At 44.7% G+C, this 23,407-nt stretch carries 18 protein-coding genes and 4 tRNA genes; 10 read left to right on the top strand and 12 right to left on the bottom strand.

Annotation, left to right across the window (positions count from 1 at the left end; genetic code table 11):
• The 8 genes from QNM18_RS24830 to murB all read right to left on the bottom strand — a co-directional run.
• A partial coding sequence (locus QNM18_RS24830; RefSeq protein WP_284023005.1) for a GTP-binding protein occupies window positions 1-121 on the bottom strand: 121 nt, incomplete at its 3' end.
• Between the two features lie 135 nt (window positions 122-256).
• Window positions 257-332, bottom strand: a tRNA-Thr gene (locus QNM18_RS24825).
• Between the two features lie 12 nt (window positions 333-344).
• Window positions 345-419, bottom strand: a tRNA-Gly gene (locus QNM18_RS24820).
• Window positions 420-464: 45 nt separating this feature from the next.
• Window positions 465-549 (bottom strand) — tRNA-Tyr (locus QNM18_RS24815).
• A gap of 44 nt (window positions 550-593) precedes the next feature.
• Window positions 594-669: transfer RNA gene (locus QNM18_RS24810), tRNA-Thr, on the bottom strand.
• 117 nt (window positions 670-786) lie between these two features.
• Window positions 787-1,494 (bottom strand): type III pantothenate kinase, encoded by a 708-nt coding sequence (locus QNM18_RS24805; RefSeq protein WP_284138723.1) that lies wholly within the window; start codon window positions 1,492-1,494, stop codon window positions 787-789.
• Entirely contained in the window at window positions 1,494-2,489 is a 996-nt protein-coding gene (gene birA, locus QNM18_RS24800) for a bifunctional biotin--[acetyl-CoA-carboxylase] ligase/biotin operon repressor BirA (protein ID WP_284138722.1), read from the bottom strand. The genes QNM18_RS24805 and birA overlap by 1 nt, the downstream gene beginning before the upstream one ends.
• Window positions 2,482-3,492 (bottom strand): UDP-N-acetylmuramate dehydrogenase, encoded by a 1,011-nt coding sequence (gene murB, locus QNM18_RS24795; RefSeq protein WP_284138721.1) that lies wholly within the window; start codon window positions 3,490-3,492, stop codon window positions 2,482-2,484. The genes birA and murB overlap by 8 nt, the downstream gene beginning before the upstream one ends.
• A 131-nt stretch (window positions 3,493-3,623) precedes the next feature.
• On the opposite strand from murB, the gene QNM18_RS24790 reads away from it, so the two are divergent.
• Window positions 3,624-5,468 carry a M1 family metallopeptidase gene (locus QNM18_RS24790; RefSeq protein WP_284138720.1) on the top strand — a complete coding sequence of 615 codons (1,845 nt, stop codon included), beginning with the start codon at window positions 3,624-3,626 and terminating at the stop codon, window positions 5,466-5,468.
• 64 nt (window positions 5,469-5,532) lie between these two features.
• Here the strand turns inward: QNM18_RS24790 and QNM18_RS24785 are convergent, their stop codons facing one another.
• A complete protein-coding gene (locus tag QNM18_RS24785; RefSeq protein ID WP_284138719.1) occupies window positions 5,533-6,120 on the bottom strand; it encodes a DUF2057 domain-containing protein in 588 nt (195 codons plus the stop codon).
• 155 nt (window positions 6,121-6,275) lie between these two features.
• Here QNM18_RS24785 and QNM18_RS24780 point away from each other — a divergent pair, with 155 nt between their 5' ends.
• From QNM18_RS24780 to QNM18_RS24760, 5 genes are all read left to right on the top strand, one after another.
• Window positions 6,276-6,647 carry a histidine triad nucleotide-binding protein gene (locus tag QNM18_RS24780; RefSeq protein ID WP_211013162.1) on the top strand — a complete coding sequence of 124 codons (372 nt, stop codon included), beginning with the start codon at window positions 6,276-6,278 and terminating at the stop codon, window positions 6,645-6,647.
• 227 nt (window positions 6,648-6,874) lie between these two features.
• On the top strand, window positions 6,875-7,531 hold the full coding sequence (locus tag QNM18_RS24775) for a helix-turn-helix transcriptional regulator (protein WP_023400213.1): 657 nt from the start codon (window positions 6,875-6,877) through the stop codon (window positions 7,529-7,531).
• Between the two features lie 178 nt (window positions 7,532-7,709).
• The gene (locus QNM18_RS24770; RefSeq protein ID WP_211013163.1) at window positions 7,710-9,869 is read left to right on the top strand and encodes an ATP-binding protein; all 2,160 of its coding nucleotides are present in this window, start codon (window positions 7,710-7,712) and stop codon (window positions 9,867-9,869) included.
• Window positions 9,870-10,145: 276 nt separating this feature from the next.
• Window positions 10,146-13,466, top strand: a complete 3,321-nt coding sequence (locus QNM18_RS24765; RefSeq protein WP_284138718.1) for an amidohydrolase family protein — start codon at window positions 10,146-10,148, stop codon at window positions 13,464-13,466.
• Between the two features lie 353 nt (window positions 13,467-13,819).
• Complete coding sequence (locus QNM18_RS24760) at window positions 13,820-17,128, top strand: methyl-accepting chemotaxis protein (protein ID WP_284138717.1); 3,309 nt, start codon at window positions 13,820-13,822, stop codon at window positions 17,126-17,128.
• Window positions 17,129-17,163: 35 nt separating this feature from the next.
• Here the strand turns inward: QNM18_RS24760 and QNM18_RS24755 are convergent, their stop codons facing one another.
• A complete protein-coding gene (locus QNM18_RS24755) occupies window positions 17,164-17,934 on the bottom strand; it encodes a nitrilase-related carbon-nitrogen hydrolase (protein WP_284138716.1) in 771 nt (256 codons plus the stop codon).
• On the bottom strand, window positions 17,922-19,061 hold the full coding sequence (locus QNM18_RS24750; RefSeq protein WP_284138715.1) for a methionine aminotransferase: 1,140 nt from the start codon (window positions 19,059-19,061) through the stop codon (window positions 17,922-17,924). The genes QNM18_RS24755 and QNM18_RS24750 overlap by 13 nt, the downstream gene beginning before the upstream one ends.
• A gap of 97 nt (window positions 19,062-19,158) precedes the next feature.
• Between QNM18_RS24750 and QNM18_RS24745 the strand changes: the two genes are divergently transcribed.
• Genes QNM18_RS24745 through QNM18_RS24735 form a run of 3 tightly spaced genes read left to right on the top strand, consistent with a single transcriptional unit; the run spans window position 19,159 to window position 20,998 of the window.
• A complete protein-coding gene (locus tag QNM18_RS24745; protein ID WP_211013168.1) occupies window positions 19,159-19,776 on the top strand; it encodes a methylthioribulose 1-phosphate dehydratase in 618 nt (205 codons plus the stop codon).
• On the top strand, window positions 19,773-20,459 hold the full coding sequence (mtnC, locus tag QNM18_RS24740) for an acireductone synthase (protein ID WP_284138714.1): 687 nt from the start codon (window positions 19,773-19,775) through the stop codon (window positions 20,457-20,459). Before QNM18_RS24745 ends, mtnC begins: the two co-directional genes overlap by 4 nt.
• Window positions 20,456-20,998, top strand: a complete 543-nt coding sequence (locus QNM18_RS24735) for a 1,2-dihydroxy-3-keto-5-methylthiopentene dioxygenase (protein ID WP_284138713.1) — start codon at window positions 20,456-20,458, stop codon at window positions 20,996-20,998. Before mtnC ends, QNM18_RS24735 begins: the two co-directional genes overlap by 4 nt.
• Before the next feature lie 55 nt (window positions 20,999-21,053).
• On the opposite strand, the gene mtnA is transcribed toward QNM18_RS24735, so the two are convergent.
• Complete coding sequence (mtnA, locus tag QNM18_RS24730; protein ID WP_284138712.1) at window positions 21,054-22,061, bottom strand: S-methyl-5-thioribose-1-phosphate isomerase; 1,008 nt, start codon at window positions 22,059-22,061, stop codon at window positions 21,054-21,056.
• A 124-nt stretch (window positions 22,062-22,185) separates the two neighbouring features.
• Between mtnA and mtnK the strand changes: the two genes are divergently transcribed.
• Entirely contained in the window at window positions 22,186-23,388 is a 1,203-nt protein-coding gene (gene mtnK, locus QNM18_RS24725; RefSeq protein WP_284138711.1) for an S-methyl-5-thioribose kinase, read from the top strand.
• Window positions 23,389-23,407 lie beyond the last annotated feature (19 nt).

Below are 23,407 nucleotides of genomic sequence, written 5' to 3'. Positions count from 1 at the left end.
CGTATACTTTTGCAAGTACGTTAGTGATTGCTGCAGTTAGAGTTGTTTTACCGTGGTCAACGTGGCCGATTGTACCTACGTTTACGTGCGGTTTCGAACGTTCAAACTTTTCTTTTGCCATGACGGAACCTATAAGTTTTTGTGTATCTAGATTACATATAAAAATAATCCACGCGCGCGCGGATTAGGTTTATTCTTTACAATTATAAATGTTTTTGTGACAAATCAAAGGAAGTATTTGGGAAGATCCGGAGACTGGTGCTGATAGGCAGATTTGAACTGCCGACCTCACCCTTACCAAGGGTGCGCTCTACCAACTGAGCTATATCAGCACACCAGAAATCTGGAGCGGGCAGCGGGAATCGAACCCGCATCATCAGCTTGGAAGGCTGAGGTAATAGCCATTATACGATGCCCGCTTTAGGAACCTGTTCTTAACTACCTCAGAACCGTCAAGAATAAAGTGGTGGAGGGAGCTGGATTCGAACCAGCGAAGGCTGAGCCGTCAGATTTACAGTCTGATCCCTTTGGCCGCTCGGGAACCCCTCCACATAAAAATTCTTTTCTAAAGCGTGTTCTAAATCTTTTAAAGATGGTGCCGACTATCCGAGTCGAACGGATGACCTACTGATTACAAGTCAGTTGCTCTACCAACTGAGCTAAGTCGGCACTGCTTTAGTACGGGGCGAGATATTAGAGCAACCGATGGCACTATGCAACAGTTAAATCAAAAAAAATCGCAATTTCTTGTTTAAATGCTCATATTTACGACAAAACATTCATTATTTAAACGTTTTGCTGATATTTGCGCCAAAACACCAGCCCTTGCATTACTAGATCATCAAAATAGATCCCAGATGGATCAAGATGTTGCTGTATCAACTCGCCGTATCCGCCCGCATAAATCAGCTGTACTTCATCACCCACTCGCTCAATTTGTTCCACAGCTTGTTTAGCCAGTGCCACGGTGGCACTTAATGCAGCATTTTTCACAGCATTAGGCGTGTTAGTTCCCAGCACGGTATCAAACGAAGTAGTTGAATCACTGAATACTTTTTGCGTATTGGCAACCAAGCTTTCAATCATCATGTCCAAGCCCGGTAAAATCCATCCGCCTTGATGCTGACCATCGGCTCCAAGAACATCTACTTTAGTTGCCGTGCCTGAGTCGACAATAATACAGGCTTTATTAGGAAATAAATGATAACTCGCCACCACAGTCAACCATCTATCGATCCCTAAATTTTTAAATTCAGGGTAAGCGCACTTGAGCGCCCCCAGCGAAGCTGAAACAGACGCAAAATAGTGAGGAATTTGGTGCAAGTGAGCATTGTGTAATATCGGTTCAAGACCTTCATTACCACCTACCTGAGCTATCAATACTTCCTCTATTTTCTGCCAAGGTATATGCGCTGCACTAATAACCGAGATATTACCACTGCGCTCTAACGCAACTTTTACTGCCGTATTACCGACATCCACCAGTAATCGCATTAGCCTTCCTTTCGCAGTGATAGTTCACCACCATAATAGGTTTTGCACTCACCATCTTGGCGCAATATCAATCCACCCTGATGATCAATTCCCTCACAGATCCCGCGCCATTGCCTTTGTCCAGTGCTCAAACTAACAGCCTGATCGCGAAATGCATTGAGCTCATTCCATTGCTCAACCATCTCACTTAGACCATTCTTTTGGTACATGTGGAGACGCTTTTGCAAACATAACGTCAGTACCACCACAAGCTGATTTTTATCAATGTCAGCGATGTGCTGGCTTAGGTCAGTCCATGCTTGGTCAATGTATTGCGCAGCGGTATTTGGCATCGCCACATTCAACCCAATACCAATCACTAAATGACATGGGCCCTCCATTTGGCCATCTAACTCCACCAGCACGCCTGCTAATTTGTGTTCACTAATATAGATATCATTAGGCCATTTTAACTGCACGTCCAATTCATACAGGGCTTTTAGAGCATCGTACACAGCTAGACCAACAGCAACCGACACCCCCATCGCTGCTTGCATACCCTCTTCAAAATGCCAGTAATAGCTGTAATACAAATTTGCCCCAAATGGCGACTGCCATTGCCTACCACGGCGACCCCGACCCGCCTGCTGCATTTCAGCAACGAGCACATGTCCCGAGTTTAAATCATCGACATTAGTTTGAATGCGGCGCATTAATTCGCTGTTGGTTGAGTCGATGATAGGTTGTACCTCTATACGACAAGGGCTGTCACTGAGCGCTTGCCAAATGGGCAAAATTTTATTCTGGTCTAACAGCGGTAAACTGTGATTGAGCCGATACCCTTTTCCCGATACCTTAAAAATATCGATGCCCATATCTTGTAATGACTTGATATGCTTAGAGACTGCTGCTCGGCTGATACCAAGCGCCTCACCCAATGCCTGACCTGAAATAAAATGGTCGCGACTTAATGCACTCAATATAGCAAGTTTATTGCCCACAGGTGCTTTAACCATAGTTGTCTCCTTGAACCCATTCACCTTGCTGGGCAACCAGCCTCACCTCAGGTATTAATGCAATGGCAAATTTCTCTGATACTGCCTGCTGAATGTACGCAATCATATTTAACAGTTCCGTCCCTCGCCCTTGTTGATCATTGACCAAAACCAGCGCTTGCTTGTCATAGACACGAATGCCTCCTATTCGATGTCCTTTCAATCCAGCTTGTTCAATGAGCCAACCCGCAGCGAGTTTAACCGTGAGCTCACTCACCGGATACACTGGCATATCTGCATACTGCTCACACAATTTGCGCGCAGTTTCTTTGCTAACCACAGGATTTTTGAAAAAACTCCCAGCATTGGCACATACGTTGGGGTCTGGTAATTTACTGCGTCGTATCTGCATTACCCGCTCAGCGACATCCTTTGCATTCACACTCTGTCCAACGAGATCTTTTAATGGTCCATAATTTAATACTGGTCGCCACTGTTTGGGTAATTTAAGTACCACTTGTGTAATAACAAAACGCCCTTGTAATGCCCCTTTGAAAGTCGAATCTCGATAGCCAAATTGACAAGCAACCTTGTCCAGTGTCTCAAATGCCTTTGTGTCTATGTTGTACCCCGTAAGAGAATCAAACACATCTGCCAATTCGACCCCATAAGCGCCTATATTTTGCACAGGAGCGGCCCCGACAGTTCCGGGGATCAAAGCAAGGTTTTCTAATCCACCAATGCCCATGTCCAGTAGTTTGAGCACCAATTGGTGCCAATTTTCTCCGGCACCTGCTTTCACTGTATAGTGCAGCTCGGTTTCTGTGACTTCAATGCCTCGATTGGCCACCAGCACTACCGTACCGTGAAAGTCTTCTAAAAAAATACAGTTACTGCCCTCTCCCAAAATGAAAAAGGGGGTGTCAAAATCAATGTGAGTTAACTGCTCTGGCACTTCTATGCGCACCAGTTCACGGCAGCGAGAGGGCAAAGCAAATGTATGTAAGGACTGTAAAGAGTGCACTGGCAGCGCCTATCTAAAATACCAACTATTTTCCTTAGTTTACCCGATTGATGTCTCCAACGCATCCGAGTGTCATTTATATACTGAAGTGGTATAACAGGGATAACTCTCAATCATGAGCAAGGATAAAAATGAAACTCTCAGCCTTAACATTTGGCCTCGCATTGGCGGGCCTCTCTCATACTGTTTTGGCGGCAAAAGCCGTCGATGAACACACTTTTGCCAACCTAGACGATGTAGTGAGCACACACTTACACCTGGATTTAGATGTTGACTTTGATGACAAGCAGCTAGAGGGGTTTGTCGAGCACACATTACAGTGGCAAAACAAACACGCCCGTACATTAGTGTTAGATACCCGCGATCTTGAAATTGACCGCGTTATGTACCAAACATCTCAGGGAAAATGGCACCCGGCCCAGTTCACGTTGGCGCCTCGCAATGGGGTAAAAGGCGCGAAGTTAACGATTAAGTTTAAACAACAGGCTACCAAAGCGCGTATTTACTACAATAGCTTGCCTCAAGCCTCTGGCTTACAGTGGTTGACACCGGTGCAAACTGCCAGCAAAACACACCCATTTATGTATAGCCAGTCCCAAGCAATCCATGCCAGAAGCTGGATCCCTGTGCAAGATACCCCAGCGATGCGCACCACTTATACCGCACGTATCCAAACACCCAATGATGTGCGCGCTGTAATGAGCGCTGATAATTCAGAGGCCTTCGTAAAAGACGGCGATTATTGGTTTGATATGCCCCAAGCCATCCCGCCTTACTTAATCGCCATTGGTGCCGGTAATCTCGAATACAAAGAAATGTCTCACCAAACAGCGATTTTCGCAGAGCCACAAATCCTCGAAGCATCTGTGGCCGAATTCAACGATACGCAGGCAATGATAGACAAAACCAATGCCATGTATGGTGAATATGCATGGGGCAGATATGACTTATTAATGTTACCACCGAGCTTCCCATTTGGCGGTATGGAAAACCCACGTTTATCTTTCATTACACCGACCGTTGTAGCTGGAGATAAAAGCTTAGTCAATTTGATCGCACATGAACTCGCCCACTCTTGGTCAGGTAACCTTGTTACCAATGCCACTTGGGAAGACTTGTGGCTCAATGAAGGCTTCACCTCTTACGTTGAAAACCGGATCATGGAAGAAGTATTTGGCCGTGACCGTGCTGTTATGGAACAAGCCTTAGATGCCGCAGGACTGCGCGCGCAGCTCATCAACATTCCAGCACCCGACACACGTCTAAACTTAAAGCTCAATGGCCGCGACCCTGATGATGCATTCAGCAAAGTGCCCTATATCAAAGGCCAGCTATTTCTCATTTACCTTGAAGAAAAGTTTGGCCGCGAAAAGTTCGACGTGTTTGTCAAAGGTTACTTTGATGCTTACGCTTTTAAATCACTGACTACCGCTGAGTTTGTGCAGTATTTAGATAAGCACTTATTGAAAAAACATCCGGGTATCGTATCTCTAGACAAAGCCAAAGAGTGGATATACCAGCCAGGCCTCCCTGCAGACGCCCCAACACCAACCTCTAATGCATTTAACCAAGTTGATGCGCATATGCAGGCTTGGCTAAGTGGAAGTAAACAACTCAATACTTTACCGACACAAAACTGGACAGTACATGAGTGGCTACACTTTTTAAATAATTTGCCAAGAGATCTGTCTTTGGACAAGATGCAGGCGCTGGACAAAGCGTTTAACCTAACAAATTCAAGCAATGCCGAATTAGCATTTGCTTGGTATATGCTCGCAGTCGGTAATGGCTACCAAGCTATCTACCCAGCGCTGGACAAGCACCTAACAGGAATTGGCCGACGCAAATTAATTGTTCCACTATATAAAGCATTGGCTAAGACGGATAAGCGAGATTGGGCTTATCGCGTCTATCAGAATGCTCGCCCAGGTTACCACCCACTGGCGCAGGGAACTGTTGACGCTATTTTTAAATAGACACGCCCTCAGAGATAAAGCACATTGCTTTATCTCTGACAAATTTCCACATTAGAACACACAATCAATGCTGTGCTTCGATGGAGGCTAAAAATGCCGCGCGTTGCTCCGGAGTAGCCTGCTGCCACCAAAATTCAAGCATTGATACTGCATCAGGTTTTCCTGCACTCGGCGCAGGCTTATCATTATCTATTTTTGCAGCAGATGTGTTATTTGGCACAGACACATGTACTGGCGCTGCAACCGACTTTGTCGCTTCGCTCACACGACTAGCCGACACTTTGTTACCTTGCTTAGCTTGTAGCCAAATAGTAGGTGACTTAGCAAAAGCACGAGCTTGCTCTACCGTTTCTATAGACTTAAAGCGTACTTGGTAATCACCGTCCTTAATGTCTACCTCCACCCAGAATGGCTTTGAGTCAACTACCTCATGTTCGTCGTAGTCCAGTTCAAATAAATCTGAATACTTCACCTTGATCCGGTGAACACCTGCCGGTAATTCTAACGTGCGCACTTTGTTAAAAAATGAATGCTCAATTTCTCGGTCATTAACTTGTAAAGGCAGCAATTCTTCTGGGAAATTAACTTCCCCAGCAACAGAAATACCACTATAAAGTGCTATAAAAATTCCAAATATACTATTTTTCTTCATATTTCCTCTTTATTTGATTGCTACCTTGGTGGGGTAAGGTATTTGTGCCAAATTTAGTTACAATTATGAATAAGCATGAATTGTAATTTCCCTTGTATCTTGTTGAGTCCGCGCTATGCTGAACAGCTAAACTAACGTATATAAGGATAAAAGTAATGAGCCAAGAGACGATTTTTACAAAAATAATTAATCGTGAAATACCTGCAGATATTGTGTACGAAGACGACAAGGCGCTTGCATTTAAGGATATTAGTCCACAGGCTCCATTTCATGTTTTGGTGATCCCAAAGCTGCCGATCGCAACAATTAACGACGTGAACGAAGAAAATGCGCACTTAGTTGGGCACTTACATCTAGTAGCAGCTAAACTTGCGAAAGAGCACGGATTTGCTGAGGATGGTTATCGCGTTGTTATGAATTGCAATAATGATGGTGGACAAACCGTATACCACATTCACTTACATGTTCTAGCTGGACTGGAAATGGGTTGGCCTCCGTACCAAAGTAGGAAAAAAGTAGTATCTTAAATTATTCTTTGTTAAAAAATGTAATTAACTAAGCTATTACTCTACGAAAAAAAATTTATAATTTAATCAACCAGTTGAAGCTTTATCTAAATTTGGTCGTTTACAAAATAGGCTATCGTGCCACACTTTATGTCGTAAACTTCTTTTTATTGATGAAATTTCTAATACAAAAGGTCTGATTCACGTGTTAGCATTGCGTTATCAGACAGAATGAGAGTGTTTTTCAAATGAGCAGTACTGCATTTTTATTGCTAGATAAAGAGCCTATCAACACGATAGGAATAAACGTTTTGCAACCCCTGTTAAAAACACAAGGGTTAGACGTCGTCACAGGGACTGATATTTCCGAAGTACCAGAAGATACTCGGTTGCTTTTTATTGAGACAGCAGTCAATGATGCATGGGGCAAGCTGAAAGAGCAGTTAGTTAACCTCAAAGTCAGTTGCGACATCGTGCTGTTCAACTTAGATGAAAACCCTGAATTGGCTAATCGTGCATTACTCAGCGGCATTCGCGGTGTATTTTATACCACAGATAACGCAGATGTATTAATGAAGGGCATCCGCTTACTGATGGAAGATCAGCTTTGGTATCGCCGAGAAATCATGTGTAATGCGTTAAATCGCATGCTGCAATTTAACAAAGATGCGCTTCACAAACTGACTGAAGGTGATATCGAGCCTGTAAAACTCACTAAACGTGAAAAAGCGATCATTTCTTTGATGAGTAAAGGCGCCAAAAATAAAGAAATCGCGGAAGATTTAAATATCAGCCCACATACGGTGAAAACCCATCTATATAGTGCATTTCGTAAAACTAAATGCCGTAACCGTATCGAACTTTTGTCATGGGCACAGCAAAATATCCCTGACGAGATACGTTAATTCACAACGTACACTTCCCTCTTCTGTCAAAAAGCATGCGATTAGCATGCTTTTTGTTTTTTAGACTTATCATGTAACGGTACGACAAGCCATCTCATTAATTTCTCGGTGCATCGCTTTACTGCGCTGAGTCTTCGCTCTATCCTAGGTACGTCTTTTAATTGTTAACAAAGCCCCTATGTTGGACCACAAAACCCTGTATGTAGCCAGTGCAGCAATGACGGCAATGATGACGCTCATTAATTATTTAACGTGGCGTGCAAATAAAAATACACCCGGTGTATTGCTGTATATTTTCTATCCATTAATTCTATTTGCCGCCATATCCATGTTCGCACTGCACAGCTTTCTCTCGCAGTGGCAAACCATCGGCATTGCCAACACCTTACTGTTTCTCGCTTCAATCATACATTGCTGGGCAATAAGTCAATTTCTTGGTCAGCGGGGCGTCGAATTTAGAACTTACCTTTTTGCTACCTTAGCACTACTGTCAGCACTGATCTATTATGCAATGGTGGATGACAATTTGCGCAAACGGATTTTAATCTCCGACCTTCAGCATATTGTAGAGGCAATCCTTCTCAGCTATTACTTTATTCGTTATGCCCGTAAACAATACCCCAACGGCAGTATTGTATATTTAATCGTACTGGGATTTATCTTTACTGCATTCATCGGTCGCACGGTATTTATGGGCGAGGTTGACCAAGTTTCTCTTTTTGATGACCCATGGTTTTCTATTGCCATATTTTTCAACGGTGTACTTGCTCCAATATTCTATGCAACCGGTATGGCGTTACTGTGTAATGAAAGACGCGAGCTCAACCTCAACAACCTCACAGAAAAAGCGCAAAAAGACCTCGAAATTCGCGGCTTGTTTTTATCTACCATCAGCCACGAGATCCGTACGCCACTCAATGGTATTCTAGGCAGTGCGCAATTGGTCCTAAACCGCAGCCATGATCAACACAGCAAAGCCTATTGTGAGGCAATCATTAATTCAGCTGAATCACTCAACTTATTGATTGATAAGGTACTAGACTATGCTAGTTTAGATCAGAGTGACGAAGTACTGTCGTCTGAAGACGTTGAGCTGAAAAGCTGGCTAGACAACTTGTGTTTATTGATGAGCCCACTGGCTGAGCAAAAGAAACTCACCTTTACCCTACTCTACGATTTGCCCGATCAAGTGTGCTACTACTGCGACCAACAAAAACTGCGGCAAATTTTACTCAACCTTGTCGGCAACGCCATTAAATTTACTGACAAAGGCGAAGTTAAACTACGTGTTGAACTGCTCGAAGAGGCCAATATGTCGCATATTGTCCGATTTAGCGTGGTCGACTCCGGTCCAGGTATTGAAGAGGAAGACATCGACAAACTGACCGAACCTTATGTGCAAAGTAACGCAGGTAAAACCAAAGGCGGAACAGGGCTTGGTTTAGCGATAACAGCGCGCCTTCTCAGCAAGCTGGGCAGCCAACTTGAAATCATCAGTGAACTGGGTAAAGGCAGCTCGTTTAGCTTTGACGTCAGCCTACCTGTCGGCGAGCTGAGCTTAGTTGAGCAGCGCCATCACAACCCAGAATACCCCACGGGGCTATCGGTACTGTTGGTCGAAGACTTAGACTTAAACCGCAAGATCGCCATCGAATTTATGGCTGCGGATGAGCATAAAATCAAATTGGCTTACGATGGTTCAAGTGCCATAGAGCACCTTAAAGAACATGTGTTTGACGTGGTATTGTTAGATATGAACTTGCCTGACTTTACCGGGCAAGAGGTACTTAGACATCTGCAAACCATAGAACACAAAAACAAGCGTACGCCATTTTTAGCCTTCACTGCGAGCTTAAGCCCTGAAGAGATTAAAGAATACCTCTCTCTAGGGATCAAAGATGTGGTGGGTAAGCCCATAAAACAAGAAAAACTACGGCAGGCGATCAGTGACTCCCAAAAAGCCCAAAAACCAGATATGCGCGTAGAGTTAAGCGACACTTTATATGATGATACCGCTGTTAATTCACTTAAAAGTGGCTTTAGTGAAGATGAAGTATCCTCAATTTACAATGAATTTGTCTTATCTGCCCGCAATAAGTTGATCCACATCCAACAGCTTCTAAGTGAAGATGAAGAACAATGTATTAAGTCTCTCCACCGCCAAGCCAGTACCGCTTTGCAATTAGGCTTTAACCGCTATGGCCTTGCTTTGAAAAAAATAGAACGTCGCCTGCTAGACGGAAAACAGTGCGACGATGATTTAACACAGGCGATGGCACTGTGGCAAAAAAGCTTAGAGGCCTATTTGCAATTCGTGCGCCAGCAAACATTGAGCTAACCGCAGTTATTGCAGCTCCCTTTGGGAGCTGCAATCTTGCCTAATTAACAAAGTTCTCTTTCTAATTGCTCAAGAATTAATACAAGTGCCTCAAGAGCAGTATAAAAATAATGCAAAGTTGCCGCAAATGAGCGCACTTTTATCGACACATTGTCGACTTTAGTTAAAAAATTCGCCATCCTACCCGGGTAAATAGAAAATAAGCTCACAACAAGACAAGAAACCAAAACTCAGCAACAGACTGAGACTTGGCTTGACAACACATAGGAATACACCATGGCACTATTTAAATCACCTATTGCCGCTGCGATAGGTGCCGCATTGATCGGACTAAGCACTCCTTCTCTTGCCGCCGCAGGCGCAGAAGAAAGCACCGCAAAATGGGATGTACTCAACCCACCAGGTGAAAAACAAACAATCACCATAGATACCAATGAAACAACTTGGAGTAACGTGGATGTTAGCCCTGATGGCCAACACGTGATCTTCGACATGCTAGGTGATATTTACGTGATGCCAATTTCAGGCGGTAAAGCAAAGGCCATTACCAATGACCGTGCTTGGAACTTCCAACCGAAGTTCTCACCTGATGGCAAACATATCGCGTTTATTTCCGATCGCGCGGGTGCTGAAAACCTGTGGGTAATGGATATTGATGGCAGCAATATGCGTCAAGTATCTGATGAGTCACACAATCTACTGCACAATCCATCATGGTCACCTGATGGTCAATATATCGCGGTAAAACAAGGGCAAGTAACTGGCCGTACTATCCCGGGTGGTTCTATTCGCATGTACCACATTTCAGGTGGTAAAGGCGTGCTAGTACGTGAGAGATTGCACGGAGCCAAATCACAAAAGAATATTGCAGAGCCTGCGTTCTCAACTGATGGCAAAAAAATATACTACTCAGTGGACGCCACACCTGGTGTACGCTGGCAATACAACAAGAATGCTCTTACTTCGGTATTTGAAGTTCGCTCTTGGGATCTAGCAACTGGCGAAGAAGAAACGGTTATTCGCGGTGCAGGTGGTGCGATCCGTCCAACGCCAAGCCCTGATGGCAAGTCTCTGGCGTTTGTAAAGCGTGAAGACAATGGCGAGAAGATGATCAGTGCACTGTATATCAAAGATTTAAAGTCTGGTATCGAAACACAGATCTTCACAGGCCTAGATCGAGATCTGCAAGAAGCCAATGGTGCACAAGGTAATACACCAGCGTTTGCCTATACACCAGATGGCAAAGCTTTAGTATTTTGGTCAGGTGGCGTATTCCACAAAGTGGATATTGCTACAAAACAAGCGCAAGTTATACCAACTCGCGTCGTAACGGAAAAAGAAATCACGCCGGCATTAAAATTTGCGGTTGATGTGGCGCCTGACAACTTTAAAGTCAAGCTGGCACGTTGGTCACAGATCTCACCAAACGGCGAAACAGCATTGTTCCAAGCTTTGGGTCACCTCTATGTCAAAGACATTGAATCTGGCAAAGTGCGTCGAGTGACCAAACAAAATGATCACTTTGAATTCTACCCAAGCTACTCACGCGATGGTAAATACATTGTCTATACGACATGGGATGATCAGGAACTAGGTAGCATCCGTGTTGTTTCAGCCAAAGGTGGTAAAGGCCGTGTCATTACCCAAGACCCAGGTCATTACATTTCACCGAGCTTCTCACCAGATGGTAAAAAGGTCTTGTTCAAGAAAGTAACTGGAGGTTACCTATTGAGCGGTGATTGGTCAATGCACCCGGGCATTTACCTAGTCGATGCCAAAGGTGGCGAAGCCAAGCGCGTTGTAAAAAGCGGTGACAACCCGCACTTTGGTGCCGATCCTAAGCGCATTTATTTCTCAGTTGCCAGCAGCGAAACCAGTCGAGAGCTAAAAAGTGTCGACTTAAACGGTCATGAAGAGCGCAGTCATTTCAAAGGCGAATACATCTTTGATTACAAGGTCTCTCCTGATGGCAACTATGTCGCTTTTATTGAGCACTTCAATACATTTGTTGCCCCATTTACTAGCACAGGTAAAACACTATCGATCAACAAAGGCGGTAAGTCTTTCCCTGTAAAGCAAGTATCTAAGTACTCTGGTGACTTCCTAAACTGGAAGGCAGACAGCAGTGCTCTGACTTGGGCATTTGGTCCAAACTTATACCAACGTAAACTGACTGATACTTTCTCTTTTGTAGAGAATGCTGCAGATAACTTAGATGAGTTAACCGCAGAAGGTATTGATTTAAGCTTCGAGCAACCTTCAGACAAGCCAAAAGGTTTGTTGGCATTGGTTGGTGGTAAAGTTGTAACGATGCGTGACGCAGAGAATCAACAAGAAGTGATCGAAGACGGTGTGGTACTTATCGAAGACAACCGCATTATCGCAGTGGGCGCTCGTGGCGATGTCACCATTCCGAACTCTGCAAAAGTGATGGATATCAAGGGTAAAACGGTTATTCCTGGTCTTGTTGATGCACACGCACACGGTAGCTACGGTAGTCGTGAGCTACAACCTGAGCAAAACTGGAACCAATTCTCAAATGTAAGCTTTGGTGTAACCACTATTCACGATCCATCTAACAACTCTAACGAAGTCTTCTCTATGGCTGAGCTACAGCGTGCTGGTTTAACCGTTGCTCCGCGTATTTACTCTGTGGGCCGTATTTTATACGCAGGTGAAGCCCCGGGTTATAAAACGCCAATCAACAATTTAGAAGACGCTCAATTCCATGTTAAGCGCCTCAAAGATGCTGGTGCAATCTCAGTTAAGAGTTACAACCACCCTCGCCGTGATACTCGCCAGCAAGTACTGGAAGCGGCAAAGCAAATGGAAATAATGGTGGTACCAGAGGGTGGTTCGAAGTTCCAGCAAAACATGAACATGATCATCGATGGTCATACTGGCCTTGAACATGCTCTGCCTATTCCGAATATCTATTCAGACGTCACACAGATGTGGAGTCAAACAGAAGCTGGATTCACACCAACTTTCAACGTAGCGTACGGCGGGATCAAGGGTGAAGACTATTTCTATAACACCACTAATGTTTGGGAAAACGAGCGACTAATGAGCTTTGTACCTGAATATGTGGTTAGACCTATGTCTATCCGTCGTGAAAAGGCACCTGAACACCACTACAACCATATCGATGCTGCAAAATCGGCAAAACAATTGCGCGACAAAGGTGTAACGGTTCATATTGGTGCACACGGTCAGCGAGAAGGTTTGGGCGCACATTGGGAGCTATGGTCAATGGCACAAGGTGGCTTCAGTGCATGGGAAGCGCTGCGCAGCGGTACCATTGATGGTGCCAGATACCTTGCGATGGACCACGACATTGGCACCATTGAAAAAGGCAAGCTTGCGGATTTAGTCATCATTGATGGCGATGTTCTAAACGACATTCGTGAATCAGAAAAAGTGACCTACACGATTTTAAATGGCCGCGTATATGACGCAGCAACCATGAACGAAATCGGTAACGACACGCGCAAACGTCAGCCATTCTTCTTTGAAAATGGTAACAAGACGCCAATGCACCCAGATACTGAAGCATACATGGAAGAGAAAGCACATAAGTATCATTGGAAGCACTAATCGTTAAACGATAAATCAGAAAAAAGGAAGCAGCATACGCTGCTTCTTTTTTATAAAAATAAAAAAGTCATCAAAAATTCACAACACAGTTCGCTCATCTCTCATTATTGCAATATTCAGAGTTACCAAGCTACGCATTCAACAATCAAAACTAGCAGCAATTTTTGCTACTCCCCAACGCTAGATCTTATCGGGAAGTGATCTACACTAACGTTAATTCTGTACGTTTATTAGCCACACTTTTTGTATGGTTTATGCTGGTTGAAAACCATTGATAAACAATCAGTAGGCAGAATCATGTAGCAACACTCGCGTCGTACAAATGCCAGAATACAAGGATCGGAGGGCCACTTATGTCTCGTATTCGTCACTTCTTAAAATCTCTCGATTTAGCAAAAAAGCTGATGATCGCTTTTTTACTGGTCGCCCTCATCCCCACAGCTGTCATTATTACCTTTTCGTTGATCCAAGCTTCTAACACGATCAGCGAACAGGTATATGCACAATTGGGTGCTGTCGGGAAGGTGAAAAAACGCGCCATCGAAAGACATTTTAAAACCGTCGAGGATAAACTCCAGGCATTAGCTATCAACCCTTATCTACTTGAAGCAACACAAGATTTGCTAGATGGGTTTGATGAAATAGAATCAACCGACAGCCTACCCAATAATTTACAACGCTTTTACCAGCAAGAGTTTCTGCCTCGTTTCGAGCAGCAAACTAATAGCAAAGTCGCGCTCAACTCACTATTAGATTCATTGTCAGGACAAGGGGTGACACTGCAAACCCGCTATATTGCCGACAACCCCAACCCCATCGGAAAAAAAGACACATTAAAAGCGACTGGTCATCTCGATGCTTATGACAAAGCCCATCAACGCCATCATGAATTTTTCCGAAAGCTCACTGAAGTTTACCAACTTTACGATATCTTCATCGTGGACAACTACAGCGGCAATATTGTCTATTCTGTGTTTAAAGAAGTGGATTTTGCAACCTCGCTTAAAACAGGTCCTTATGCCAATAGTAGCATCGCCGACGTATTCACTCGGGCGCTGATTGAGCAAGATCAAATGCTGTTTGCAGACTATGAACCTTATCTACCTTCTTACAATACTCCTGCCAGTTTTGTTGCTATGCCATTGGACTTCGGGGGTATTTCCCAAGCAACTTTAATATTTCAGCTTTCTATTGATGCCCTCAATGAAATCATGAGCGAACGTCATGGACTCGGCCAAAGTGGCGAAACATATTTAGTCGGCCCAGATGGTTTAATGCGCTCAGACTCATATTTAGATCCGGTCAATCACTCAGTAGAAGCATCTTTTGCAAACCCCACAAAAGGTGCCATAGCTACTGAATCATACAAACTGGCCATGCAGGGCCAGCAAGGGCAAAAGGTCGTTATCGACTACAATGGTAACCCCGTGCTATCCGCATACAGTGATCTTCAAGTCTTTGATGTACGTTGGGCACTGCTGGCCGAAATTGATGAGGCAGAGGCCTTTGCTCCCGTTGTATCACTGCGTCAAACGATGGCAATTGTTATGGTCATCAGTATTGTGGTGATTCTTTTTACAGCACTGTGGTTTGCCAGAAGCTTATCTCGCCCTGTCCATAATCTAGTTACTACCATGCGCGCAGTGCAATCTCGCGGCGACTTTTCGCTCCGCGCCGAGGTAAGCTCTAGAGACGAAATAGGACAAAGCGCTCAAGCATTCAATTCCTTACTCGATGCGCTGCAACTATCTATATCAGAAGCCAATCGCGTTTTAAATCAAATGGCCAAAGGGAGATTCAACGATCGTATCAGCGCGCCATGCAATGGCGAGCTCAAAGAACTAAAAGATGCCACAAACGAATGCGCTGGCTGCTTAGAAACTGCATTGGGCGAGATCAACTTTGTGATGAAAGCGATGGCAAAAGGACAATTTGATCAGCAGATCGAAGCTCAGTTAAGTGGCGACTTAAACACATTAAAATCCAATATTAACCGCTCAGTTACCTCCATTGATGAAACCATGAATGACATTGTGACCGTTATGACCTGTGTTGAGCAGGGCCAATTCAAAATGCAAGTAGAAGTCGCTGCCAGTGGCAGTCTGGCGCGGCTTAAAGATTGTGTGAATAATTCGATCCGCAGCTTAAGTGGTGCAATTGATGAACTCAGTTGTACCATGAGTGCCATTAGCAATGGGGACTTTTCCCAACGGATCACACACCCTTTATCAGGGCAATTGGCGCAACTCAAAGTCGACACGAATCAAAGTATGGACAACCTTGAAGCCATTATTCGAGATATCGGCAACACCATGGAGGCTGTCAGCGAAGGGGATTTTAAACATACTATCTCTACCCCAGCGCATGGCCAGCTCGGGCTGCTAAAAAGTAACATAAACCTCTCTATCTCCGGTTTAGACCAAGCCATCGGAGAAATTTCATCGGTCATGATGGCAATTAGCCATGGCCGCTTTGACCGCACTATAAACTCTCCACTTAAAGGACAGTTATCGACCTTAAAAAATGATATCAATAATACCGTCAATAACCTTGATCAGGTCATCGAGGAGCTTGTCAGTGTTATGGCAGCGATGAGTGAAGGCGACTTTTCTCACAAGATAGAGTCTTCATTACAAGGGCAGCTGCTGTGCTTGAAAAAGGATGTTAACAGCTCCATTGACGCAGTTTCAGACGCAATTCACGCCGTGACAGATAGCCTCAGTGCCATTGCAAAAGGTAACTTAAACAGCCACATTCAAGGCAACTATCAAGGTGTCTTTGCCACGCTACAACAAGACGTAAACACCACCACACAAAAGCTCACCCACGTGATCGAGAGTATTCAAAGTGCCGCCAGTTTGGTTGCTCACAGTACCGAAGAAATAGCAGCCAGCAATGCGGAGATAAGTCGACGCACCGAGGAGCAAGCGGCCAACTTGGAAGAGGCCAGCGCCAGCACAGGTCACATGTTAGAAGAACTCACTCTAGTCGTACAGCAATCAGAAACCGCCGTTGAAAAGTCTCACAATGCAGAGCACATTGCCAAAGAAGGTGGCACACTTTCACAAGATACTGTACGCGCCATTGATGAAGTAAACACCGCCAGCAAAGATATTAATGAAATCGTTTCTGTCATCGACGAACTCGCCTTTCAAACGAATCTCTTGGCCTTAAACGCAGCCGTGGAAGCTGCGCGTGCAGGTGAACACGGTAGAGGCTTCGCTGTGGTTGCCAATGAAGTACGAGAACTTGCCGGGCGCAGCGCGGCTTCAGCAAAGCAAATTAAAGACATTATCAGCAACAGTAACGATAAGGTCCAACAGGGCACCACTTTGGCCAACAGCTCAGGAGAAAAGCTGGAACATATTGTTCAAGCCGTGGCCGATGTAAACGACAATATTGTCAGTATTAATCGCTCGACGTTAACTCAGAAGCAAGCAATCGAAGAAGTAGACGTGGTCGTGCAGCGACTGACAGATTTAATTCAGGAAAACTCCGCAATCACCGAAGAAACCATGTCAGCAGCAAAACGAATGGCAACTCAGGCAATGGAGATGAAAAACTTGCTGAACTACTTTACGCTGGCTGATGAACCACGCACACAGTCACATGAAATGACAGAGCCCAATCAAGCATTGCTCGTACATCAATACAATGTTTAAACTCGGTGGAGCAGCATTGGCTGCTCCACTAACCCTTATAATGTAATCTCAAACCCATCAGCATCTAAATGTGCTGGGAATTGGCTTTTGTATTTAGCCAATTGACTTTTATCCAGTGTGACCGTCACAACGCCCATCTGATCGTCATTCACCTGCTCAATGGTCTGGCCCAAATAGTCCAGTGCTATGGTTCCCCCATTGTGGGCAATGCCATTGCCATCTGGACCTATTCGGTTTGTAGCCAATACAAAACACTGATTTTCGATAGCACGAGCACGCAACAGAGTATCCCAAGCGAAGCGCCTTGCTGATGGCCAGTTTGCAACATTTACCATCACATCATAATCGTTTTTACTGCGTTGAAAGACGGGAAATCGCAAGTCATAACACACTTGTGGTAAGAGCTTAAAACCATTGATTTCAAAAATTTTTCTTTCACTGCCTTGCGTCACATACTGGCCTTCATTGCCAAGACAAAACAAATGACGTTTATCGTATGCTTGCTGCGACCCATCAGGCCAAACCCAATAAAAGCGGTTCGCTTTCTTATCACCGTTGGGAACCAGTACTGAGCCAGCCACCACACATTGCAAACGCGCTGCAAGTTGCTGCATAAAACTCAGCGCTAGTGCAGCCTGTTCTGCGGTGGCTTGTTGAAGCGCAAAGCCAGTGGCAAAGGTTTCAGGTAACAGCAATAGATCACACCCTGTAGGTGCTGCTATCAGCTGATCAATAATGGAAAAATTTTGCTCTGGTGACAGCCAAGCAATGTCGTATTGCACCAAACTAACCGTTAAAGTTGACATAGTTTCTCCGCCGCCGCGATAAGCGTATCGGTCTCTTTTGCAAAACACAGACGAATAATTTTATCTTGCGTTGGGTTTTCATAAAATACACTTAACGGAATAGCGGCTACACCACTTTTCTCAACTAATTGCTGGCAAAATGTCACATCATCTAACGTTGAAATATCACTGTAATCTAGTAATAAAAAGTACGTGCCTTCACTGGGTAAAATGTTAAATCGACTTGGGGCGAGCGCTTGCACTAACACGTCGCGTTTTTGTTGATAAAAGTCAGATAACTCATCGACATGCTCAGGCGCGTCACGCAACATTTCAGCTAGAGCAAACTGTGCCGGCGTAAAACTAGAGAAGTTGACAAACTGGTGAATTTTTCTGAACTCACTCGACAGTGCGGGCGGAGCCACGCAATAGCCCATTTTCCATCCGGTACAATGGAAGGTTTTACCGAAACTCGAGATCACAAAAGCGCGTTCAGATAACGCGGGGTCACGCAATACACTCAGGTGCGATGCGCCATCAAATGTAATATGCTCGTAAACTTCATCACTGATAAGGTATATATCATGCTGACCCAAAAGCGCTTTCAGTGAGTCTAAATCAACTTGCTTGAGTGTTTTTGCACTGGGGTTGTGTGGAGAGTTTATGATAATCGCACGGGTTTTATCGGTAACCTTACTGCTAACCAACGTCCAATCTATCGCATAATCCGGCGCATTCAATGGAATGTGTACGGTTTTACCTCCCGCCAATTCTACAGCAGGTCGATAAGAGTCATAGGCGGGATCAAAGACGATAACTTCATCACCTTCGCGAACCAGCGCTTGAATGGCAACAAACAAAGCCTCTGTTGCACCCGCTGTCACTGTTACCTGTGCGGCTGCATCAATGTCTTGGTGATATCGACGTGCAACCAATGCTGCAATCTCTTGTTGTAGCGCAGGGATACCCGGAGAGGGAGCATATTGATTGTAGCCTGCTAGTGTTTGCTCAGCCAGCGCTTGCTTTAGCTTAGTCGGAGTATCAAACTCAGGAAATCCTTGCGACAAGTTAAGGGCACCATGTGCATTGGCAAGACCCGTCATCTTAGTGAAGATACTGGTACCGACATCTGGTAATTTACTTTCCATATTGTAACTCTTTTGGTTATGGCGTAGGCGATAAAGCGATGCTATCATTGCCAAAGATAGAAGTATAGCCGTCCAAACCTCTTAAGGTAGATCGAATATGCAAACAAAGGCAGCAAAACAAGCACTGATTGACGCTGGACGCTGGGTAAGCCAACAAGGTTGGGTCCCTGCAACAGGTGGTAATTTTTCGATGAAGACAGATGATGGCTTCGTCGTCACCGCCAGTGGCTTTGACAAAGGGTACCTAACCCCTGAGCAATTTTTAGAACTAGACCAACAAGGCAATATTGTTTCGGGTGATGGTAAGCCTTCCGCTGAAACAGCTTTACACTTAAAACTGTATGAGTTGCAACCTCAATCTGGTTGTATTTTACATACACATTCTGTTGCAGCTACAGTACTTTCGCGCTTTATACGTAGCGACAGTTTTGCGGTTACAGGTTATGAAATGCAAAAGTCTCTATCCGGTATTCACAGTCATCTGGATACGCTCTCCATCGCCATTTTTGACAATGATCAAGATATTCCTGCCTTGGCGGAACGCGTAGCCAAGCACCACCAAACACACCCCATTACCCACGGGGTCTTGATCCGTGGTCACGGCCTGTACGCGCTTGGCAACAGTATTTTTGAAACTCGCCGCCACATTGAAGGGTTAGAGTTTTTATTTGCTTGTGAGTTAGAGCGGATAAAACTAGAAGGAGCAGTAAAATGATTAAAGCCATACTCACAGATATTGAAGGCACTATTACCCGCATATCATTCGTGAAAGACATTCTTTTTCCTTATGCCGCAAAACACCTCGCCGACTTTGTCACAAGTGCGCAGCATGATGCGCAGGTAAGCGCTCAAATAGAGGCGGTCAGATCAGAGCTAAATCAACCGAATGCGAGCTTAGAAACCGTCATAGATACCTTGCTGAATTGGATTGAAGCCGATCAAAAAATCACCCCACTTAAACAACTTCAAGGCCTGATCTGGCAAAACGGCTATCAACAAGGCGACTTTACAGGCCATATCTATCCGGATGCATACACCTATTTAACCGAACAGCATCAGTCAGGAATCGTACTGTACGTCTATTCATCTGGTTCGGTCAAAGCGCAACAACTGCTTTTCGCGCATTCAGATTTTGGTGATATGCGACCGTTATTTAGCGACTATTTTGATACCCGGGTAGGCGCTAAGCAGCAAGCCCAGTCATATCACAACATCCTTCAAAGTGTCCCCTTTGCTGCACACGAAATCCTTTTTTTAAGTGATGTAGTCGCAGAGCTTGATGCAGCGAAAGAAGCGGGAATGCAGACATTACAGTTGTGGCGCGATGAGCAAACAAAAAGTCCTGAACATGACTTCATAACCGACTTTGAGCAAATAAAAGATGAGAAACCGTCATGAGTTACTTACATATCTACCAAGAACACCAGCCAAATACGGCCACGTTTCAAAGTGACGATGTTAAACAAATTACCCAGCAACTCGCAGAAGTGGGGGTACGCTTTGAACAGTGGCAAGCAACACAAATACTGGCACTCGATGCTTTAGAAGCAGACATCATAGAGGCATACCAGCAAGATATCACACGCTTAAAAGCACAGGGTGGATATCAAACTGTTGATGTGATCGCGCTGCAAAAAGGTAATCCGAATGCAGCACAATTACGCGAGAAATTTCTTTTTGAGCACACCCACAGCGAAGATGAAGTGCGCTTTTTTGTCGCAGGACAAGGTTTATTTTGCCTACATATTCAAGACAAAGTGTATCAAGTGCTGTGTCAACAAGGCGACTTGATCTCCGTGCCACAAAACACCCCACATTGGTTTGATATGGGCAGCGATCCTGAGTTTACGGCCATTCGTCTGTTCAATAATACCGAAGGCTGGGTTGCCAAAGAAACGGGGTCGAACATTGCAAAACAATTTCCAATGTTAGACTAAGAGCCAATCTCAAAGTGACACACAGGGCAAACATCACCCGCTGTGTCACTTCACATTACAGCGCTGAAAACGCCGGTCTGGTGTACACACCACTATCGAATACCCAGCCAGTTACCAGCTTTGCCGGTGTCACATCAAAAGCAGGATTATAAACATCAGCTTGCTTGGGTGCCCACTGACAGTCACCAAAACTGCCACTCACACCTGTCACTTCAAGTGCACTGCGCTGCTCTATTTCAATGTCTTGTCCACTGGCACACAGTGGATCGAAAGTCGTTTTTGGCGCCACCACATAAAAAGGTATCTGATGAAAATGTGCTAACACAGCTAGGTTATACGTGCCAACCTTATTTGCAAAATCACCATTTGCCGCCACCCTATCTGCACCGACAAATATTTTGTCCACCTTGCCAGCAGCCATCAAAGATGCTGCCATGCTGTCGCACAATAAAGTGTACGGGATCTGCCAGCGAGCAAGCTCATACGCAGTCAACCGCCCACCTTGTAATAAAGGGCGCGTTTCATCTACCCAGACATGAATATTGCCATGGCGCTGTGCTGCTTGATAAATCACGCCAAGTGCAGTGCCAATTCCCGCTGTAGCCAGTGCTCCTGTATTACAGTGGGTTAATATATTATCCCCGGTATTGACTAGCTCAACACCATGCTCCGCAATACGTTCACACAGCGCAATATCTTCTTCAAATAATTGTTCAGCGACGGCAACAACCGACTCAACATATCGCTCATCGTTTACGACCGCTCTCAATCTATCCATACAGTGTTTGAGATTCACCGCCGTTGGACGCGTAGCTTCTAAATCATCTATCGCCTGACCTAATTCTTGCTGTGATCCACCTTGCTCAGCCAGATATGCCACCAATAACGTTGCCGCTAGGCCAATTAAAGGCGCGCCTCGTACTTGAAGGTTATTGATCAGACCCTGCATCTCACTGACCGTTTGACATACATGCCAAACCTCTTGATGTGGCAATAAATATTGGTCAAGCACCTGCACTTTACCATCTTGATATTTCAAACTTTGAGCGATTAGGTCTTTCATTTTGTTTAAAGGATAGGCAGTTATTGTTGTTACTCATTCTACATAAAGATCTAAAGATGTATAGACATCTAAACATTTAAAAATATAGAATGCCAAAAGTTACTTTAATTTTTGGTGAATAACAGTGAGCAAATACGTTGCCTTTAATAACGACACCGCCTTAAGTTACGTCCAAGAACTGGGGCAATTCTTTCCTACAGACTCCGAGCTTTCATGCTACGAGTTTGGCGATGGGAATCTCAATTTGGTGTTCCGTATCCAAGATACAAACCAGCGAAGTATCATTTTGAAGCAAGCCCTGCCCTATGCACGTTGTGTCGGTGAAAGTTGGCCTCTCACCCTAGATAGAGCCAGGATTGAAGCAAGTGTTTTGCAAAAGCATGGTAAGGTCTGCCCTGCGTTAACAGTAAAGGTGCTCCACCACGATAGCGAACTGGCAGTGACTATTTTGGAAGATCTCGGCGATTTGGCTATTTTGCGTGGTGAGCTTAATCAGGGGCAAACATTTCGCCAGCTAGGCTCAGATGTCGCAACTTACCTTGCAAGAACGAGCTTTTACCACTCAGACTTTTATTTATCACCAGCAGATAAAAAAGCCTTGGTACAAGAGTTCACCAACCCAGAGCTTTGCTCTATCACTGAAGATTTATTTTTCGACGATCCCTACCGAGTACATGAGCGCAATAACTTTCCAGCAGAATTAACGGAACAAGTTCACCTACTGCGACAAAACAGCACATTGCTGATCAATATCGCTCGATTGAAAAGCAAATTCTTTTCTTCGCCTCAGACATTGCTGCATGGCGACGTTCATACCGGAAGTATCTTTGTGTCGCAAAACCAAACCAAGTTTATTGATCCTGAGTTTGGTTTTTTTGGGCCAATTGGTTTTGACCTAGGTTCCTTTATCGGAAACTTATTACTCAATTACTGTGCGCACAATGGTCGTGTTGCCGAGGCACCCAGACGTCGTGATTTGCACACCTACTTACTCAATACCATCTCTACTTGCCTACAAGTATTTGAGCAACAGTGGTTAGCACTGGCGAAAGAAGAAAGCCGCGATTTAGCGTTGCAAGCACCCGGTTTCAGCGAGCAATTTTTACAAGAAGTCCTGCAAGACGCTATGGGCTATTGTGGGACAGAGCTTATCCGCCGTACCATCGGATTGGCGCATGTTGCTGATATTGATGAAATCGAAGCTGCTGACAAGCGCTTAGCGGTTCAAAAACAAACTCTGTTGTTGGGGGAGCAATTAATCCTCAATGCAAAAAGCTGTCGCTCTACTGATGATTTTTATCAGCTCATTATCAGCTTTGTCCACTAATAAAAAAGCCGCCCAATGG

This window comes from Pseudoalteromonas obscura, from assembly GCF_030135505.1.
Classification (GTDB): domain Bacteria; phylum Pseudomonadota; class Gammaproteobacteria; order Enterobacterales; family Alteromonadaceae; genus Pseudoalteromonas; species Pseudoalteromonas obscura.
The sequence above is the reverse complement of the archived record's forward strand: the minus strand, read 5'-3'. Positions and strand labels throughout refer to the sequence as shown.

What these genes read in the sequence shown, in the direction of transcription:
- birA (WP_284138722.1), bottom strand. Translation starts at nt 2,489, where the DNA reads ATGGTTAAAGCACCTGTGGGCAATAAACTTGCTATATTGAGTGCATTA.
- QNM18_RS24760 (WP_284138717.1), top strand. Translation starts at nt 13,820, where the DNA reads ATGTCTCGTATTCGTCACTTCTTAAAATCTCTCGATTTAGCAAAAAAG.
- mtnC (WP_284138714.1), top strand. Translation starts at nt 19,773, where the DNA reads ATGATTAAAGCCATACTCACAGATATTGAAGGCACTATTACCCGCATA.
- mtnA (WP_284138712.1), bottom strand. Translation starts at nt 22,061, where the DNA reads ATGAAAGACCTAATCGCTCAAAGTTTGAAATATCAAGATGGTAAAGTG.
- QNM18_RS24755 (WP_284138716.1), bottom strand. Translation starts at nt 17,934, where the DNA reads ATGTCAACTTTAACGGTTAGTTTGGTGCAATACGACATTGCTTGGCTG.
- QNM18_RS24770 (WP_211013163.1), top strand. Translation starts at nt 7,710, where the DNA reads ATGTTGGACCACAAAACCCTGTATGTAGCCAGTGCAGCAATGACGGCA.
- QNM18_RS24745 (WP_211013168.1), top strand. Translation starts at nt 19,159, where the DNA reads ATGCAAACAAAGGCAGCAAAACAAGCACTGATTGACGCTGGACGCTGG.
- QNM18_RS24780 (WP_211013162.1), top strand. Translation starts at nt 6,276, where the DNA reads ATGAGCCAAGAGACGATTTTTACAAAAATAATTAATCGTGAAATACCT.
- QNM18_RS24765 (WP_284138718.1), top strand. Translation starts at nt 10,146, where the DNA reads ATGGCACTATTTAAATCACCTATTGCCGCTGCGATAGGTGCCGCATTG.
- QNM18_RS24785 (WP_284138719.1), bottom strand. Translation starts at nt 6,120, where the DNA reads ATGAAGAAAAATAGTATATTTGGAATTTTTATAGCACTTTATAGTGGT.
- QNM18_RS24750 (WP_284138715.1), bottom strand. Translation starts at nt 19,061, where the DNA reads ATGGAAAGTAAATTACCAGATGTCGGTACCAGTATCTTCACTAAGATG.
- QNM18_RS24775 (WP_023400213.1), top strand. Translation starts at nt 6,875, where the DNA reads ATGAGCAGTACTGCATTTTTATTGCTAGATAAAGAGCCTATCAACACG.
- QNM18_RS24805 (WP_284138723.1), bottom strand. Translation starts at nt 1,494, where the DNA reads ATGCGATTACTGGTGGATGTCGGTAATACGGCAGTAAAAGTTGCGTTA.
- QNM18_RS24790 (WP_284138720.1), top strand. Translation starts at nt 3,624, where the DNA reads ATGAAACTCTCAGCCTTAACATTTGGCCTCGCATTGGCGGGCCTCTCT.
- QNM18_RS24735 (WP_284138713.1), top strand. Translation starts at nt 20,456, where the DNA reads ATGAGTTACTTACATATCTACCAAGAACACCAGCCAAATACGGCCACG.